The sequence below is a fragment of the Bradyrhizobium sp. BRP20 genome (assembly GCF_020194215.1).
In the GTDB taxonomy this organism is placed as follows: domain Bacteria; phylum Pseudomonadota; class Alphaproteobacteria; order Rhizobiales; family Xanthobacteraceae; genus Bradyrhizobium; species Bradyrhizobium yuanmingense.
The window spans coordinates 309,241-325,890 of the sequence record NZ_JADYVY010000006.1 but is presented as its reverse complement, the minus strand read 5'-3'; the positions used below and the strand labels follow the sequence as shown (position 1 = coordinate 325,890).

Annotated in this window: 12 protein-coding genes; 3 read left to right on the top strand and 9 right to left on the bottom strand. The window is 65.1% G+C overall.

Annotated features, from left to right (window positions below):
• Positions 1-137 precede the first annotated feature (137 nt).
• The 6 genes from scpB to I6F33_RS17195 all read right to left on the bottom strand — a co-directional run bounded on the left by scpB (position 138) and on the right by I6F33_RS17195 (position 7,519).
• Complete coding sequence (scpB, locus tag I6F33_RS17220; RefSeq protein ID WP_036012763.1) at positions 138-893, bottom strand: SMC-Scp complex subunit ScpB; 756 nt, start codon at positions 891-893, stop codon at positions 138-140.
• 21 nt (positions 894-914) lie between these two features.
• Entirely contained in the window at positions 915-1,754 is an 840-nt protein-coding gene (locus tag I6F33_RS17215) for a ScpA family protein (protein WP_036012765.1), read from the bottom strand.
• Positions 1,751-2,779 carry a beta-N-acetylhexosaminidase gene (nagZ, locus tag I6F33_RS17210; protein ID WP_225143457.1) on the bottom strand — a complete coding sequence of 343 codons (1,029 nt, stop codon included), beginning with the start codon at positions 2,777-2,779 and terminating at the stop codon, positions 1,751-1,753. The genes I6F33_RS17215 and nagZ overlap by 4 nt, the downstream gene beginning before the upstream one ends.
• A 46-nt stretch (positions 2,780-2,825) precedes the next feature.
• A complete protein-coding gene (locus I6F33_RS17205) occupies positions 2,826-4,370 on the bottom strand; it encodes an SPOR domain-containing protein (RefSeq protein ID WP_225143456.1) in 1,545 nt (514 codons plus the stop codon).
• A 140-nt stretch (positions 4,371-4,510) separates the two neighbouring features.
• On the bottom strand, positions 4,511-6,301 hold the full coding sequence (argS, locus tag I6F33_RS17200; RefSeq protein WP_225143455.1) for an arginine--tRNA ligase: 1,791 nt from the start codon (positions 6,299-6,301) through the stop codon (positions 4,511-4,513).
• 9 nt (positions 6,302-6,310) lie between these two features.
• Positions 6,311-7,519: a deoxyguanosinetriphosphate triphosphohydrolase gene (locus I6F33_RS17195; RefSeq protein WP_225143454.1), complete on the bottom strand. Its 1,209-nt coding sequence runs from the start codon at positions 7,517-7,519 to the stop codon at positions 6,311-6,313.
• A 121-nt stretch (positions 7,520-7,640) separates the two neighbouring features.
• Between I6F33_RS17195 and erpA the strand changes: the two genes are divergently transcribed.
• Complete coding sequence (gene erpA, locus I6F33_RS17190) at positions 7,641-7,970, top strand: iron-sulfur cluster insertion protein ErpA (protein WP_024342679.1); 330 nt, start codon at positions 7,641-7,643, stop codon at positions 7,968-7,970.
• Between the two features lie 5 nt (positions 7,971-7,975).
• Here the strand turns inward: erpA and I6F33_RS17185 are convergent, their stop codons facing one another.
• A complete protein-coding gene (locus I6F33_RS17185; protein WP_225143453.1) occupies positions 7,976-10,285 on the bottom strand; it encodes an ATP-binding protein in 2,310 nt (769 codons plus the stop codon).
• Between the two features lie 153 nt (positions 10,286-10,438).
• Between I6F33_RS17185 and xth the strand changes: the two genes are divergently transcribed.
• Positions 10,439-11,236 carry an exodeoxyribonuclease III gene (gene xth / locus I6F33_RS17180; protein WP_036028256.1) on the top strand — a complete coding sequence of 266 codons (798 nt, stop codon included), beginning with the start codon at positions 10,439-10,441 and terminating at the stop codon, positions 11,234-11,236.
• A gap of 15 nt (positions 11,237-11,251) precedes the next feature.
• Here the strand turns inward: xth and I6F33_RS17175 are convergent, their stop codons facing one another.
• Positions 11,252-12,079, bottom strand: coding sequence for a tetratricopeptide repeat protein (locus tag I6F33_RS17175; protein WP_225112491.1), 828 nt, complete (start codon positions 12,077-12,079; stop codon positions 11,252-11,254).
• The gene (ilvD, locus tag I6F33_RS17170; protein ID WP_036012786.1) at positions 12,066-13,787 is read right to left on the bottom strand and encodes a dihydroxy-acid dehydratase; all 1,722 of its coding nucleotides are present in this window, start codon (positions 13,785-13,787) and stop codon (positions 12,066-12,068) included. The genes I6F33_RS17175 and ilvD overlap by 14 nt, the downstream gene beginning before the upstream one ends.
• 1,385 nt (positions 13,788-15,172) lie before the next feature.
• On the opposite strand from ilvD, the gene I6F33_RS17165 reads away from it, so the two are divergent.
• Entirely contained in the window at positions 15,173-16,645 is a 1,473-nt protein-coding gene (locus I6F33_RS17165) for a site-specific integrase (protein WP_225143452.1), read from the top strand.
• The last annotated feature ends 5 nt before the right edge of the window (positions 16,646-16,650 follow it).

Genomic DNA, 16,650 nt, shown 5'->3' with positions numbered 1-16,650 from the left:
GGGACCCGGCCGATCTCACCGAAACCTAGGCTTGGCAGACCTCAAAAACAAGGACCAAGGCAGCGCCAATTCGCTGTCGGCGCTACGCAATCTTGCTAGTGTTAACTGGTCGCAGGGGCCCGTATTTCGCCGGTACGTCAGTCCTCGGCGCCGCCTTCGCTGCCACCCTCATTGCCGCCTTCTGGCGGGCTCTCAGGCTCGACCGCAGGCGCAAGGGCGAGATCGAGGTCATCGCCCGGTTCCAGCGGATCCTCGTCCTCCCGCAGGGCCGGATCATCCGACGGCGTCGGCACGCTGAACCCGGTGGGCAGACGCGAATCCAACAGTCCCGTTCCCTTCAGCTCTTCCAGGCCCGGCAGGTCGCCGAGCTGTTCCAGGGTGAACTGCGACAGGAACTCCTCGGTGGTTCCGAAGGTTAAGGGCCGGCCCGGCGTCTTGCGCCGGCCGCGCGGCTTGATCCAGCCGGTCTCCAGCAGCACGTCGAGCGTGCCCTTCGACGTGACGACGCCGCGGATCTCCTCGATCTCGGCCCGCGTCACCGGCTGGTGATAGGCGATGATCGCGAGCACCTCGATTGCGGCCCGCGACAGGCGGCGGGTCTCGGTGCTCTCCCGCGTCATCAGCCAGGCCAGATCGCCCGCGGTGCGGAACGTCCATTTGTTGGCGACGCGAACGAGATTGACGCCGCGCGAGGCATAATCGGCCTGCAACTGCTCGAGCGCAGCCTTGACGTCGACTCCCTCGGGCATGCGCTTGGCCAGCGTCGCGGTGTCCAGCGGTTCATTCGAGGCGAACAGCAGCGCCTCCAGCAGCCGCAACTCCTCGGGACGCGCCTGGGATTCGTTCTCCATCGGCTCGGCCTCTTCTACCCGCACTTCAGCCAGGCTTGCCATGGCAGATTCTCCTTCTTGCACTTAAGCGACCGGCGCATCAGGCGCAGGAGCTGCGTCCGGGACCGGTTTTGGGCGCCCCTTCCGGAAATAGATCGGCGCAAACGCTTCCTTCTGATTCAGCTCGAGCTGACCTTCGCGCACCAGTTCGAGCGCGGCGGCAAAGCTCGAGGCGAACACCGTCGCGCGCTGCGTCGGGTCGGCGACATGCCGGATCAGGAAGTCGTCGAGAACACCCCAATCGTCCTGCTCGGTGATGCTGCCGACCAGCCGCTCCAGCGTGGCACGTGCTTCGGCGAGCGACCACACCGTGCGCTTGGCCAGATGCACGCTCGCCAGCACGCGCGACTGGCGTTGCGCGGCATAGGCGGTGAGCAAATCATAGAGCGTGGCCGTGTATTTCGGGTGCTTGATCTCGGCGATGTGCTCGGGCTCGCCACGCGCGAAGATGTCGCGCTGCAATTGTGGCCTGTTCATCAGCCGGTTGGCGGCTTCGCGAATGGCTTCCAGGCGGCGCAGCCGGTTGGCGAGCGCCGTCGCCATCTGCTCGGCGCTCGGGCCTTCCGCGCTCGGCGGCTCCGGCAGCAGCAGGCGCGACTTCAGGAAGGCAAGCCATGCGGCCATCACCAGATAGTCCGCGGCGAGCTCCAGCCGGATCTTTCGCGCGGCTTCGATGAAATGGAGGTACTGGTCGGCGAGCGCGAGAATCGAAATCTTGGCGAGATCGACCTTCTGCTGCCGCGCCAGCGCAAGCAACAAATCGAGCGGGCCCTCATAGCCTTCGACGTCCACCACCAACGCCGGCTCACCCTCGGCGAGCTCTGCGGGCCGCCCGGTTTCGAACGATAGGATTTCTGCAGTCATGCCGATGCCGTGTTTGCCCGTGCGATCAATGCATCCAGTTCGGCGCGTGCGGCCACGCGGTCGAACGGCTGCGGCGGCTTGCGTGCGGCGAGCGCGGCGTTCGCCCGCTCCAGCGCCCCACCGGCCAGTTCAGGTGTCTCGCCGGCGACGTCGCGCATCTCCTCGATGTTGCCGTTGCAATGCAGGGCCACGTCGCAGCCGGCCGCGAAGATCGCGCGAGTCCGCTCGGCGATATTTCCCGACAGCGCGTTCATCGACACGTCATCACTCATTAACAAACCCTGGAACCCGATTGCGCCGCGAATCACGTCAGCAATCATTGTCGCAGATGTCGTCGCCGGATGGGCGGGGTCGAAGGCGCTAAACACAACATGTGCAGTCATGGCCATCGGCAGATCAGCCAGCGGCTTGAATGCGGCGAAATCGGTCCGCTCCAGCTCGTCCCGCGGCGTGTCGACGGTCGGCAGCTTGAAATGGGTGTCGGCGGTGGCGCGGCCATGCCCGGGAATATGCTTGAGCACCGGCAGCACGCCGCCCTGCTCCAGGCCCTCGGTGACTGCACGGGCGATCGCCGCGACCTTGCCCGGCTCCGTGCCGTAGGCCCGGTTACCAATGACCGCATCGGCGCCCGGCACCGGCACGTCGGCCAGCGGCAGGCAATCCACGGTGATGCCGAGATCGGCGAGATCGGCTGCGATCAGGCGGGCACTGAGGCGCGCCGCAGTGAGCCCGAGGGCCGAATCAGTGTCGTACAAATTCGCGAATACGGCCCCCGGCGGATAGACCGGCCAGTGTGGCGGCCCCAGCCGCTGCACCCGTCCCCCCTCCTGGTCGATCAGGATCGGCGCGTCGGGGGCCTTCGCGACCGAACGCAATTCTGCAACCAACGCAGCAACTTGTGCTGATGTTGCGACATTACGCTTGAACAGGATGAAGCCCCATGGGCGTTCGGCACGGATAAACTCCCGCTCGGCGGCGGTCAGTTCCGTTCCGGATACGCCGGTAATGAAGGCCCGCGTGCTCATAACGGCCGATTAACTCTGCCCCGCGAGGGGGTCAAGGAAACGACCGTTAATTCCTCTGGACGAAGCAGGCAGACAGGCCTGCGGACTTCAGATTGTTGCAGGCTTGCGTCGCTTCCTCGGCCGAACCATAGGGGCCGGCGAAGGCGCGGTAGACGACTCCCTTGCCCTTGTCGGTGAGGTCGACACGCTTGATGACGGGCGAACGGGAGCCGAGCACGCTGCCGTATTTGCTCTGAAGCACCCGGTAGGATGCGGCGGCGCTATCCTCGCTCTGCTGCGAGGAGACTTGCACGATGTAGCCGCCACCGCTGCTGGTGGGCGCGATCTGCGTCGGGTTGGTCGCAGCTATCCGCTGCGGCGGCTCGGCCGACGGGGACGATTGCGGCGCCAGCGACATCGGCTGGTTGGCGCTGGCATTGGCCGAGGTCGGCGGATTGCGCGGCGCGGCGGGCGCAACCGGCGCGGCAACGGGCTTCGGCGCCGCGGGCGCCGGCTTGGCGGCGGCCGATTGCGGCACGGCGCTATCGGTCTGATCGCCCTTCACCGCAACGGTCCTGATCGCGCGCGGCGAATTGTTCGGCAGCGTGCCGTTGCTCGGGCTCGGACCCGCGCTCGGCGGCGGCACGGTGGATGGTGACACGCTCGCCACCGAGGGCGGGTTCGCATTCTGGTTCAGCGGCGGGAACACCACGCGCGGCCCGCCCGCCTTGGCGTTGACGTCGACGGGCGCCTCCTCGCGCGGCACGATCTTTTCGGTGCCGTCACCGCTGACCATTCGGTCCGGTACCTTGACCGCGGAGTCCGTCGGCGCCGGCACGATCTTGGTCGGGGTGTTGTCGGCCTTGATGATCGGCGGCTCGCCGCTACGAGGCGAGCCGATATAGGTCTTGTAGGCGAATGCAGCAGCGGTGCCGAGCACGGCAAGCGCCAGGATCGCCGCGACCGTCATCATGCCGCCGCGCTGCTTCTTCGGCTCCTCGACCTCGTCCTCCGGATAGTCGCTCTGGTCGGCGTAAGGGTCGTCGGGATAGGCCGGCTCGCGCTGATAGTCCTGCTCGCCTGTCTCCAGCCGACCATAGAGCGCATCGTCGTAGCGCGACGGATCGGGCTGCGCATACGGCTCCTGATAGGACTGCTCCTGGTAGGCCTGACCATGCTGCTGATAGGCCTGCTCCTGATGAGCCTGATCTTGATAGGTGTCCTGATAGGCCTGGGGCTGATGAACGACAGGCTCGGGCGCGGCAGGCTTGGCGGCGTAGCGATGCAGCGGGTGGACCGGGCTTACGGTGACCGGATAGTCAGGCTCCGGCGCGGGTGCCGGCTGCGGTTGCACGTTGGCACGCCGCATCCATGAGGGCGGCGACGGTGCCTGCTCCGCGTAGTCCTGCTGATCATCGAGCTGGCGGTAATCGTGGTCCTGATAGCTCTGGGCGGGCGCCGCGGGCGGACGCGACTGCGCCGCAAACGGATCGGTCTGCCCGATCAGACGGGCGAGCTCGGCCAACGGATCGCTATCCGCCTTCCCATGCTGGTCGCCGCCGCGACCATAGTCATCGGAAGGAAACGGTCTGTCCTGATATCGTTCGGCCATCGTGATGATGCGTCCCTTCGGGAAAGCCGCGCGCCCCTCGACCAAGGCACGGCTTTCGACCCACAAGGCTTTCAACCAAGTCTAAGCGATCCGGCTTCTGCCGGTTACCCCCGAATTCCCCTTAAGTAGTTCGCCCCAAACTACCGCATCTCGTCCGGGGCATGGACGCCGAGGATGGCGAGGCCCGATGCCAGGACCGAGACGACGCCCTGGACCATTGCCAATCGCGCCTTTGTAAGATCTGCATCATTATTGATAATGAAGCGTAAATAGGGCAAATCGCGCCCTTTCGTCCAAAGTGCATGAAATTCGCTGGCTAAATCATAGAGATAAAAGGCAATTCGGTGCGGCTCATGGGCCGCGGCGGCAGCTTCCAGCATGCGCGGATAAATTGCGAGGCGCTTAAGAAGATCGAGCTCGACGGGGTCCGACAGCCGTTCCATCGCCGACTCAGCGAGCCATGCGATCCGCGCGCCGGCATCCTCGGGGAGTTCCGGGAACACCTCGGCGCGGGCATTGCGGAAGATCGAGTGACCGCGGGCATGGCCGTACTGGACGTAGAACACCGGGTTGTCCCGCGACTCTTCCATGACCTTGGCGAGGTCGAAATCAAGCACCGCGTCGTTCTTGCGGTACAGCATCATGAAGCGGACGGCGTCCTGGCCGACTTCATCCACCACGTCACGCAAGGTGACGAAGTCCCCGCTCCGCTTGGACATCTTCACCGGCTCGCCGTTGCGCAGCAGCTTCACGAGCTGGACGATCTTGACGTCCAGCGATCCCTTAGCCGACGTCGTCGCCTTCACCGCCGCCTGCATGCGCTTGATGTAGCCGCCGTGATCGGCGCCCCAGACGTCGATCATCTCGGCAAAGCCGCGGTCGAACTTGTCCTTGTGATAGGCGATGTCGGAGGCGAAGTAGGTGTAGGAATTGTCCGACTTGATCAGCGGACGATCGACGTCGTCGCCGTAGGCGGTCGCCCTGAACAGCAGCTGCTCGCGATCTTCCCAATCCTCGACCGGCGCGCCCTTCGGCGGCGGCAGGCGGCCTTCGTAAATGTCGCCCTTGGCCTTCAGGAAGTCGATGGTCTCCGCAACCTTGTTGTTGCCGGTCTCGATCAGGGAGCGCTCGGAGAAGAACACGTCGTGGCGGATGTTGAGGGCGGCGAGATCGTCCTTGATCTCGTCCATCATCATCGCGATGGCCTTGGCGCGCACGGTCGGCAGCCACTGGGCCTCGCTCATCGCGAGCAGCTTGTCGCCATGCTCCGTCGCCAGCGCCTGCCCGACCGGCTTGAGGTAGTCGCCGGGATAGAGCCCTTCCGGGATCGCGCCAATGTCCTCGCCGAGCGCTTCGCGATACCTCAGGAAGGCTGAGCGCGCGAGCACGTCGACCTGAGCGCCGGCGTCATTGATGTAATATTCGCGCGTGACGTCGTGGCCGGCGAACTGGAGCAGGCTCGCCAGCGCGTCGCCGAACACGGCGCCGCGGCAATGGCCGACATGCATCGGCCCGGTCGGATTGGCGGAGACGTATTCGACATTGACCTTGGAGCCGCCCCGGATGCGGCCGTATTCGGCACCCTCGCGCAGCACGGTGCGCAGCGCCTCGGCCCAGGCGGCCGGCTTCAGCGTCAGATTGATGAAGCCGGGGCCTGCGACATCGACCTTGGCGATCAGCGCATCCGTGCGCAGCCGTTCGGCGATCTGCTCGGCGAGATCGCGCGGCTTTGCCTTTGCCTCTTTCGCAAGCACCATGGCGGCGTTGGTCGCCATGTCGCCATGGGAGGCATCGCGCGGCGGCTCGACCACCACGCGGGAGAAATCGATGCCCTCGGGCCAGCTGGACTCCGCCGCAAGCGCGCGGCAGGCGCCGTGCACGCGTGCGAGCACGTCAGCGAACAGATGCAGCGATGAGGATGTCTGGGGCATGGCCGCCGCCTAACGCAAATCCGGGGTCGAGTCAAAGAGCCGCTGGTGCTCGGTCAGGGCGAAACGGTCGGTCATTCCGGCGATGAAATTGCCGATCCGACGGGCCCGGTCGCCCTCATCGTCCGCCTCCGACCCCAGCAGCCATTCCGGCGGCAGCTCGCTGGGGGATTTCAGGTATTTTGCGAACAGGTCAAACAGGATCTGCTCGGCCTCGCCCATCACCCGCATCACCCGCTCGTGGCGGTACATGTGCTGGTACAGGAAGCGTTTGATGGCGGCCTCTTCCTCGGCCACTTCGGCGGGGAACGCGACCAGCGCCCGGCTCTGCCGGCGGACATCCTGGGCCGATTGCGGCTTCACGGCCGCGAGGTTCTTCCCTGTCTCCGCAAACACCGCTCCGATCAGGTGCGAGATCAGCTCGCGCACCAGCTCAGCACCGCGCCGGACGTCTTCAAGATCGGGATAATGCGCCGCAGTCTCGGCGATGATCTCCGCCGTCAGCGGCATCACCTTGAGATCGTCGAGCTGGAACAGGCCGGCGCGCAGACCGTCATCGATGTCGTGGGCATCATAGGCGATGTCGTCGGCGATCGCGGCGACCTGCGCCTCCAGCGAGGCGAAGCTCCACAATTCGAGATCGTAGGTCTTGACGTAGTCGGCGATCCCGACGGGAACGCCATGCTCGCGGTAGCCCCCGACCGGGGCGCCGCTGCGGTCGGTCAGCGGACCGTTATGCTTGACGATGCCTTCCAGCGATTCCCAGGTCAGGTTGAGCCCGTCGAACTCGGGATAGCGGTGCTCGAGCGAAGCCACGACGCGCAGCGTCTGGGCATTGTGGTCGAAGCCCCCGAACGCCTTCAGACAGGCGTCCAGGGCCCGCTCGCCGGCATGCCCGAACGGCGGATGACCGAGATCGTGCGCGAGCGCCAGAGTTTCGGTGAGGTCCTCGTCGAGCCCGAGCTGGCGGGCCAGCGCGCGGGCGATCTGGGCCACCTCCAGCGAATGGGTCAGCCGGGTGCGGTAGTGGTCGCCCTCGTGGAACACGAACACCTGGGTCTTGTACTTGAGGCGGCGGAACGCGGTGGAATGGATCACCCGATCGCAATCGCGCCGGAACGGGCTGCGGGTCCGGCTCGGAGGCTCGGCGACCAGCCGGCCGCGGCTGCGATCGGGGTCGCAGGCATAGGGCGCGCGGGGGGCTGCCATTCCGACGGACACGGCGAATTTAGTCCCTATCCATTTGATTCTGCGTATGGTGGCACTTAACTATGTCGGGCGCGGGATACCAAATGAATTGGGCAAGACCCTCGTGTGACCGCGGGACTATCGGAGACCAGCAATGACGACTGCCGTGACCATCAGTGACCGGGCCGCACGCCGGATTGGCGAGATCCTCAAGGGTGAAGGCTCTGGCGCGATGCTGCGCATCTCCGTCGAGGGCGGCGGCTGCTCCGGCTTCCAGTACAAGTTCGACATCGACCGTGCCCGCACCGACGACGATCTCGTGATCGAGCAGGACAATGCCGTGGTGCTGGTCGATTCCGCCTCGCAGCCGTTTCTGGCGGGATCGCAGGTCGATTTCGTCGACGACCTGATCGGCGCCTCGTTCCGCGTCAACAATCCCAACGCCACCGCGTCCTGCGGCTGCGGGACGAGCTTCTCGGTCTAGCGCGCCTACGCGCCCGTTATCTGCCTTTCCTCGTCCGTCCAAGCCACCTCGGCCGGCATCAACGTCGGCTGGAGCGGTGCGTCCTCCGACATGACGTGACCGTCCAGCGCCCGCAGGAGCGCTCCGACCAGTGTCGGCTTGCGCAGCGGCTTGGCCAGGAAGTCCGACATGCCGGCTTCGCGGCAGATCTTGATGTCCTCGGGGAAGGCGTTGGCGGTCAGCGCGACAATCGGCAAGGCTTCGAAGCGCTCGCCTTGCGCGCGGATCGCGCGGGTGGCGGCGAGCCCGTCCATGTCGGGCATGCGCACGTCCATCAGCACGACGTCGTAATTGCCCTCGCAGGCTGCCGCGACGGCTTCGGTCCCGTCGGTGACGGCACGCAGCTCGATGTCGAATGCCCCCAGCATCTTGCTCACGACCATGCGGTTGACCGCATCGTCCTCCGCGACCAGCACCTTCAGCGGCCGGTCGAGACCGGAGATCCGGGCCTGGAGCTCGTCGGCTTCGTCGCGGCCGCCAGCCTGATCGGACGCCTGCGCCTGGCTCCAGGGCAGGACCAGCGTGAAGCGGAAGGTCGAGCCCTCTCCCGGCGTCGAGATGACGCCGATCGTGCCGCCCATCTGCTCGATGATCCGCCTGCTGATGGCAAGGCCGAGGCCAGTGCCGCCGAAGCGGCGGCTGATCGAGGCATCAGCCTGGGCGAAGTCGCTGAACAGCAGGTCGAGCTTGTCGGGCGCGATACCGATGCCGCTGTCGGTCACCGTCCATTCGACGGTCGCCAGCAGGTCGCGCCGCGCCTGGCAGGTCGCCGATATGGTCACCTCGCCTTCGTCGGTGAACTTCACAGCGTTGGAGGCGAGATTGAGCAGCACCTGGCGGATGCGCGCGACGTCGCCGCGGAGCGTCGGCGGCAGGTTCGGATCGAGCTCGACCTTGACCGTGAGCCCCTTGCTCTTGGCGCTGGCGCGCACCACGGTCGCAACCGTCTCGACCAGCGCCTGCGGCGCGAAGTCGATCGCCTCGAACTGGAAGCGGCCTGCTTCCAGCTTGGAGAGATCGAGAATGTCGTTGAGGATGCGCTGGAGGTTGTCGCCGGACTCGCGGATCGTGGTGACGGCCTCGCGCTGCTCCGGATCGAGCCTGGTTTCGAGGAGCATGCTGGCAAGACCGAGCACGCCGTTCATGGGCGTGCGGATCTCGTGGCTCATCACCGCCAGGAAGTCTGACTTGGCGCGGCTTTCGGCCTCGGCCTTTTCCGCGCGCCAGCGCTCGGTGACGTCGCGTCCGAAGCCGCGATAGCCGAGGAAATGACCGTCACGATCGTGGGCCGGCTTCGCCGTCAGCGACCACAGCCGGGCCTCGCCGCCGGCGACGACCTTGAGATTCATCTCATGCAGCGGCTCGGCCTGCTCCATCAGGCCGACGATGTTGTAGGCCGCTGACTTGTCCTCGGGGCAGAGCATGTCGAGCACGTCGGCGAACTGCGCGCCTTTCAGCAGCGGAAGCGGCAGCTGCGCGACGTCCGCGAAGCGTTGCGGCACGTCGACGAGACGTCCCTCTGCATCGGTCTGCCAGAGCCAGTCGCTGGCGTTCTCCTGAAAATCCTTCAGCAGCAGCGAGATGATCTCGGTCTGGCGCTCGAGCTCGAGCTGGGCCTTGAGATTGCCGAGGAAGAGGTTGCCCTGGGAGACGATGTTACGCGCCATGAAAAATGCGAACAGCAGCAGGAACACGGCGGTCACCAGATATGGGCCGGTGCCGCACAGGAGGAGCGCGCCGGCGCAGGCGATCGTCATGGTCGCGAGATAGACGAGGCCCGCGCGCGGGAAGGTCGAGAGCGTGAAAGCGCCGCCGGACATCATGCCGACCATCAGGCAGGCCAGGAGCAATTGACTGGTCGGCTCGATGCGGCTGAACAGAGCGAGCGGCAGCGCGCCCCAGATCGCGGCGAGAAAAAACGCCTGCCGCAGCATCTGCCGCGCCGCGTGCGGCGATGTCTCCTGCGGCGGGTTCTGATGCGACTTGTGCCACGCGCGCACCGCGAGCGAAGCGGTGGCGGCGAGCGTCAGGCCCCAGATCGCGAGGAAGTCGTTCCAGCCCCTGCCCCAGAACAGGATCAGCACGATGGCGACGTTCAGCATCGTCACGGCCATCGTCACAGGGATCAGCTGGGTCACCGCGTCGATCTGCTTGGCGCGGATGCGGCGGATCTCGCGCTCGCTGAGATCGGCGGTCAGACCGTCCTCGATCTCGAAGCCGCCGAGCCAATACAGGAACGCGCCGATCAGGCCGTCACGCGGCTGAGTTCGATTCATCGCCTTGTCCGGCCATCCATCCGAGGAACCTCTTGACGATCAATGGCCTGCGGCCTGCTTAAGCCGGGTTAATTTTGTGGGAGATTTTGCGGCCGGCTTGACGGGTGCGTTTGCATTTTGTTCTAACCAAGACCCCCGCCCGGAGCCCTGCCAATGCCCATCAGAGTAGCCACCTGGAACGTGAACTCGGTCCGGCAGCGGATCGATCTGCTCCTGACCTGGCTGAAAGAGTGCCAGCCGGACATCGTCTGCCTGCAGGAGATCAAGTGCGTCGACGAGGCCTTTCCGCGGCTGGAGATCGAGGCGCTCGGCTACAACGTGGTGACGCACGGGCAGAAGACGTTCAACGGCGTCGCCCTGCTCTCCAAGCTCAGGTTCGACGAGACCAAGTCGGGCCTCGCCGGCGACGACGAGGATAGCCATGCCCGCTTCCTCGAAGGCGTGGTGACGCTGAAGCGAGGGGTGCTGCGCATCGCCTGCCTCTATCTGCCCAATGGCAATCCGGTCGGGACCGATAAATATCCCTACAAGCTCAAATGGATGTCGCGGCTTCTTGATTATTCGAAGGAGCGACTCAAGGAGGAGGTCCCGCTGATCCTGGCCGGCGACTTCAACGTCATCCCGCATGCCCGCGACGTGCACAATCCGGCCGCCTGGACCGAGGACGCGCTGTTCAAGACCGAGACGCGCGAGAGCTTCCAGTCCCTGCTCGGCCTCGGCCTCAGCGACGCCTTGCGCGCCGTCACCGACGAGGGCGGGCTCTACACGTTCTGGGACTACCAGGCCGGGGCCTGGCAGAAGAACCAGGGGCTGCGGATCGACCACCTGCTGCTGTCGCCGCAGGCCAGCGACAAGCTCGCCAATGTCGGCATCGACAGCTATGTGCGCGGCTGGGAGAAGCCGTCGGATCACGTGCCGGTGTGGGCGGATCTGGATCTCGAGGCGGCTTAAGGCCGCCTCAGCCGATCACTCCCGACGCCCCTGCACCCATTGCTCCAGCATTTGCAGGGCCATGGCGCGGTCGTCGTCGGAGGCCTTGGCGAAGGCGCGGTTGTAGCTTTCCTTGATCCAGACCTCGTCGGCACCGGCGCTGTCGCGCGCCAGCGTCAGCCACATCAGGCCGCGTGCGGCCTGCCGCGGCAGGCGGTCGCCGTTGAACAGCATCTGACCGAGCAAGGCCTGGGCCTGATGCTGGCCCTTCTGCGCGGCGAGGCCAAGCCAGCGCGCGCCATAGCGGTAGTCCTCGCGCGAGGCGTCCGGGGTCTTCAGGTACAGACGGGCGAGGTCGTACTGCGCGTCCGCGTTGCCGAAATAGGATGCGGCATAGGAGAACATCTCGCGGGCGCGGTCCGGGTCGGCCTTGACCTTCGAATTCGGGATGCCGGCCAGATAGTAGCGGCCGAGGGCGACGAAGGCGTTGGCCACGATCTGCGCCTGCGGCGCCGACGGGCTGTCCTCGGCATGCGCGTTGGCGATCCGGCTGAAATATTCGAAGGCACGCAAATCGTCCTGGGCGACGCCGTCGCCGTTGGCGTACATGCGGCCGAGCTTCCATTGCGCGATGGGGTGGCCGCCCTCGGCGGCATATTGCAAAGCGGTGAGCGAGGTTTCCTGGGTCGCGACCTGCGGCGGAACCTTGGTGCGCACCGCACCCGCAGCGCCGGGCAAGGTCGTCACGACCGGGATGGTGGCATCCTTCGGGTTGACCGGCGCACCGTCGAAGGCGAACGCCGGCGCGGCCAGCGCAGCCGCCCCCAACACAAACGCAACTGTGGCACGCCTAAATGTCCGCATAGCACTGTTTCTCGTGCGCGCCGCCCGGATGGGTCACTGCCCCCCCGACCGCCGGTCCAACCTGCTGAGCATATTTCCAGAGCGCACCCGACGTGTGGTTAGTCGCGCGGGCGCTCCATTTGGTTCTGCGCTGGGCGAGCTCGGCGTCGCTCAATTTTACGTTAAGAGTACCGGCCACCGCGTCGATCTCGATGACGTCGCCGTCCTCGAGCAGCCCGATCGGGCCGCCGACCGCCGCCTCCGGCCCGACATGGCCGATGCAGAAGCCGCGGGTGGCGCCGGAGAAGCGGCCGTCGGTGATGAGCGCGATCTTGCCGCCCATGCCCTGGCCGGTCAGCGCTGCCGTGGTCTGGAGCATTTCCCGCATGCCGGGACCGCCCTTCGGCCCCTCGTAGCGGATCACGATGACTTCGCCTTCACGGTAGGTGCGGTTCTGGACCGCCTCGAACGCGTCCTCCTCACGGTCGAAGCACCTGGCCGGACCGGTAAACCTGAGGTTGGACATTCCCGCGACTTTCACGATCGCACCTTCTGGCGCCAAATTGCCCTTCAGGCCGACCACACCGCCTGTCACGGTGATGGGTTTGTCTGCCGGGTGCACCACGTCCTGGTGCGGATTCCATTTCACGCTCTTGAGGTTTTCGGCGATCGTGCGGCCCGTGACGGTAAGGCAATCACCGTGCAGGAAGCCGTTGTCGAGCAGCGTCTTCATCAGAAGCGGTATGCCACCTACTTCAAACATGTCTTTGGCGACATAACGGCCACCCGGCTTCAAATCCGCGACATATGGTGTCTTTTTGAAGATTTCAGCGACGTCGAACAGGTCGAACTTGATGCCGACCTCGTGCGCGATCGCAGGCAGGTGCAGCGCAGCATTGGTCGAGCCGCCGGATGCAGCGACCACGGCGGCCGCATTCTCCAGCGCCTTGCGGGTAACGATGTCGCGCGGCCGGATGTTCTGGGCGATCAGGTCCATCACCTTCTCGCCCGCGGTCATGCAGAAGGCGTCACGGATTTCATACGGTGCGGGGGCACCGGCCGAGTAAGGCAGCGCGAGGCCGATCGCCTCAGACACGGTCGCCATGGTGTTGGCGGTGAACTGCGCGCCGCAGGCGCCGGCCGAGGGACAGGCGACGCGCTCGATCTCGTCGAGGTCCTCGTCCGACATGGCGCCGACCGAATGCTTGCCGACCGCCTCGAACATGTCCTGCACGGTGACCTGCTGCCCGCGGAAATTGCCGGGCAGGATCGAGCCGCCATAGATGAAGATCGAGGGCACGTTGAGGCGGACCATCGCCATCATCATGCCCGGCAGCGACTTGTCGCAGCCGGCGAGCCCGACGAGCGCGTCATAGGCATGGCCGCGCACGGTCAGCTCGACCGAATCGGCGATGCATTCGCGCGACGGCAGCGAGGAGCGCATGCCGTCATGGCCCATGGCGATGCCGTCGGTCACGGTGATGGTGCAGAATTCGCGCGGCGTGCCGCCGGCGGACGCGACGCCTTTCTTCACCGCCTGCGCCTGACGCATCAGCGCGATGTTGCAGGGAGCAGCTTCGTTCCAGCACGAGGCGACGCCGACGAAGGGCTGGTGGATCTGCTCGGTGGTCAGACCCATGGCGTAGAAATAGGACCGGTGCGGCGCGCGCGCAGGGCCTTCCGTCACGTGACGGCTCGGCAGCCTTTGCTTGTTGATCTTCGCGCCCATCGCAACCAGCTTCTCCGGCCAACCCTTTCAGACCCGAAAAATCAGAGCCAAGATTTGAATCGACCTTGGGATTTTCTCGTCGCCTTCGAAGACCGCCACTGCCCTTAAAACATTAGAGCGATTTTATTCATGTTCGGGTGTGGCCAAAAAGCGGCGGCGATGCGAACCGCCGGTGATAAGGGTTAAATCCGATGTGGGTGTTGCACAGACAGCACAATCGTTACCGGGAAGACACGGGTTTGCTTACGGCGATACCTCGCTAAAGTGACGATCCACAACCTGAGATCTTTCGGAAGGCACAGAACATCCACTCTGGACGACAGGCGGGGCATTCCCGAAGTGAGTCGGCGGCAGCCCCACGCGAAGCGATGCGGTTCGCTCGTGTCCCGGACAAGTTGCAACGCGCGGGGCGTTGCGGCGCAGAGCCGGGACCCAGGGGCGACATGGTACGGCGCAGATGGATGGGCCCCGGCTCGGCAGCGCATCGTCGAACCGGACGATGCTTCGCATCGCCGGGGGGACGCTGCGCTGCGTCCGGGGCACGAGAGAGTGTAGCGCTCGCTCTCTCCTCCTCGTCATTGCGAGGAGCCCTTGCGACGAAGCAATCCAGAATCCCGCCGCGGAAAGATTCTGGATTGCTTCCGCCTTCGCCAAAGGCTTCCGCGGACAAGTCGCTGCGCTCGCAATGACGGAGTGTGAGGCGACGCTGCGTTCTCCAAGTAACACTTGTCATTCCCCGCGAAGGCGGGGAATCCAGTACGCCGCGGCCTCTCGATTCAATCACTGGCGTCTCGGAGTACTGGATCGCCCGGTCAAGCCGGGCGATGACACCGAATGTGTGGACGCAGACGTGCGTATTCGGCCCCGCAGCGCATTTCGCCCGAGCTTTGCTTGATCTCGCCGCCCTCATAGCCAAGAGGGCGCAGGGAAGGCCGGGTGCCGGCGGCACCCGCGGTCCGCTGCGCTAGAGCACACGCAGGAAGAACCGCACAGCAGCATACAGGTGAAGCCCAACACACGGCCTTCCCTGCGCGATGGTCGGACGGCTTATGCCGCGCTCTCCTCGGAGCCGAGTTCCTTCTGGCCTCCCTCGCTCCCGCGAAAATCACCGGCACCGCGCCGGTTGACGCCAATGCCGCATTCGCCAGAGCTTGACCGTAGCAACGACGGCCAGGACCACACGTCTATATTTTGGCACTCGGTGAAACACGCCGAAACTACGAAAACCCTTTAAAATAAGCCGCTTTCGGTTACCCTGATCCGGGCTGTTTCAGCGGGCTTCACCAAAATAAGGGCCCGGCCCTAAAGGCTTTCAGCGACCGCACGACAAACTGAAAGCCCCGAAGCCGAGCACTTTGGTCCCAAGCCTCAGGAGCCGAAACCATATGGATACTAGCACTATCCCCTCCCCCGCCGGCAAGCGCGGCCGCAATAGCAGCGTCATTCTGACCGATCGCCTGTGCGAGAAGCGCGTCGCCAAGCGCACCAAGTTCTACGACCGCAAGTGCCCCGGCCTATACGTCAGCATCACCACCGCTGGGGTTGCGACCTTCTCCTTCAAGTTCACGGATCGGCAGACCGGCAAGCAGCGCACGGGCTGGCTGGGCGTATATAATCCCGAGACCTTCACGGTCGAGGACGCCCGCAGCAAGGTCTACGGGCTCAAGGGTATGGGCGGCGAGGCACTGACCAAGACCTTCCGCGACCAGAAGACCGCGAAGGCCAAGCGCGGCAAGACCGTCGCCGAGATCATCGACGAGCGCATCAAGTGGATGAAGACGCCGGTCAAAAAGCCGGACGCCGAGATGCGGCCCCGGTTGGAAAGCTGGGAGAACACGGCAAGTCACCTCGACCGCTTCGTCCGACCCCGGCTTGGCAAGAAGTTGGCCATGGAGGTCACCAAGCACGACATCGCCACGCTCTCGAACGACATTGTCGCCGGCAAGTTCGGCAAGCCATCGGTCAGCAATGCGCGCCATATGCGCAAGGCAGCCTCTGGCCTTTTCAACTGGGCAGCCGAAGCGGGCCGCGACTACGTGACGGCCAGCCCATGCGTCAACCTGCCCAAACTCGACCCCGAGCATCCCCGCACCCGCGTCCTCTCGGAGGACGAGATCAGGATTTTCTGGCATGGGCTGGACCGCAACGACCTGCCCTATGACCGCCGGACGCGCTTAGCTCTCAAGTTCGAGCTCGTCACCATGCTGCGGTCGCGTGAGCTGCTCGGCGCGCGGCGGGATGAGCTGTTTGACCTCGACGGCGATAATCCGCGCATGGACGTCCCCCTCAAGCGGGTCAAGAAGCGGCGGGTAATTCAGCAGCCGTTGTCTGATCTGGCAGTCGAGATCATCAAGGAAGCGCTGACCTCAGATGATCAGCAGTTCGTGTTCGAGAGCCCGATCTACAAGGGCCAGCCGATCCACCGCAAGGCAATGGCCGACGCCCTGCGCGGCACCAAGCACGAGACGAACAAGGACAAGACCAAGACCGCCGGCCTGTGCGAGCTGCTCGGCCTCAAGCCGTTCACACCACACGACCTCCGCCGGACGGCAGCGACCCTGGCTGGCGATCTCGGCTTTGACGACGCGTGGATTGCTAAGTGCCTCGACCATGCCGCCAACAAGAAGGCTGACGTCGTCGTGCCGACCGTCACGGGCAAGGTCTACAATCACTCCAAGCGGATGAAGGAAAAACGCGCGGTGTTGGATGGCGTGGCAGCCGAGTTGCGGCGGATCGTCGGCGCGCCTATATCAATGCGTAAGCGCGGCGGTGTACAGCCGGTGTCGAAAAGTGCTGACGGTGCTGGTGCTACAGGGTTTTCATTGCATGTCGGGCTGGTCCAAGCCCCTTGCGATTGAGCCCC

Coding starts and splice junctions, on each gene's coding strand:
- scpB (WP_036012763.1), bottom strand. CDS start 893: ATGGCAAGCCTGGCTGAAGTGCGGGTAGAAGAGGCCGAGCCGATGGAG.
- I6F33_RS17165 (WP_225143452.1), top strand. CDS start 15,173: ATGGATACTAGCACTATCCCCTCCCCCGCCGGCAAGCGCGGCCGCAAT.
- argS (WP_225143455.1), bottom strand. CDS start 6,301: ATGCCCCAGACATCCTCATCGCTGCATCTGTTCGCTGACGTGCTCGCA.
- I6F33_RS17175 (WP_225112491.1), bottom strand. CDS start 12,079: ATGCGGACATTTAGGCGTGCCACAGTTGCGTTTGTGTTGGGGGCGGCT.
- I6F33_RS17215 (WP_036012765.1), bottom strand. CDS start 1,754: ATGACTGCAGAAATCCTATCGTTCGAAACCGGGCGGCCCGCAGAGCTC.
- erpA (WP_024342679.1), top strand. CDS start 7,641: ATGACGACTGCCGTGACCATCAGTGACCGGGCCGCACGCCGGATTGGC.
- xth (WP_036028256.1), top strand. CDS start 10,439: ATGCCCATCAGAGTAGCCACCTGGAACGTGAACTCGGTCCGGCAGCGG.
- I6F33_RS17205 (WP_225143456.1), bottom strand. CDS start 4,370: ATGGCCGAACGATATCAGGACAGACCGTTTCCTTCCGATGACTATGGT.
- nagZ (WP_225143457.1), bottom strand. CDS start 2,779: ATGAGCACGCGGGCCTTCATTACCGGCGTATCCGGAACGGAACTGACC.
- I6F33_RS17185 (WP_225143453.1), bottom strand. CDS start 10,285: ATGAATCGAACTCAGCCGCGTGACGGCCTGATCGGCGCGTTCCTGTAT.
- ilvD (WP_036012786.1), bottom strand. CDS start 13,787: ATGGGCGCGAAGATCAACAAGCAAAGGCTGCCGAGCCGTCACGTGACG.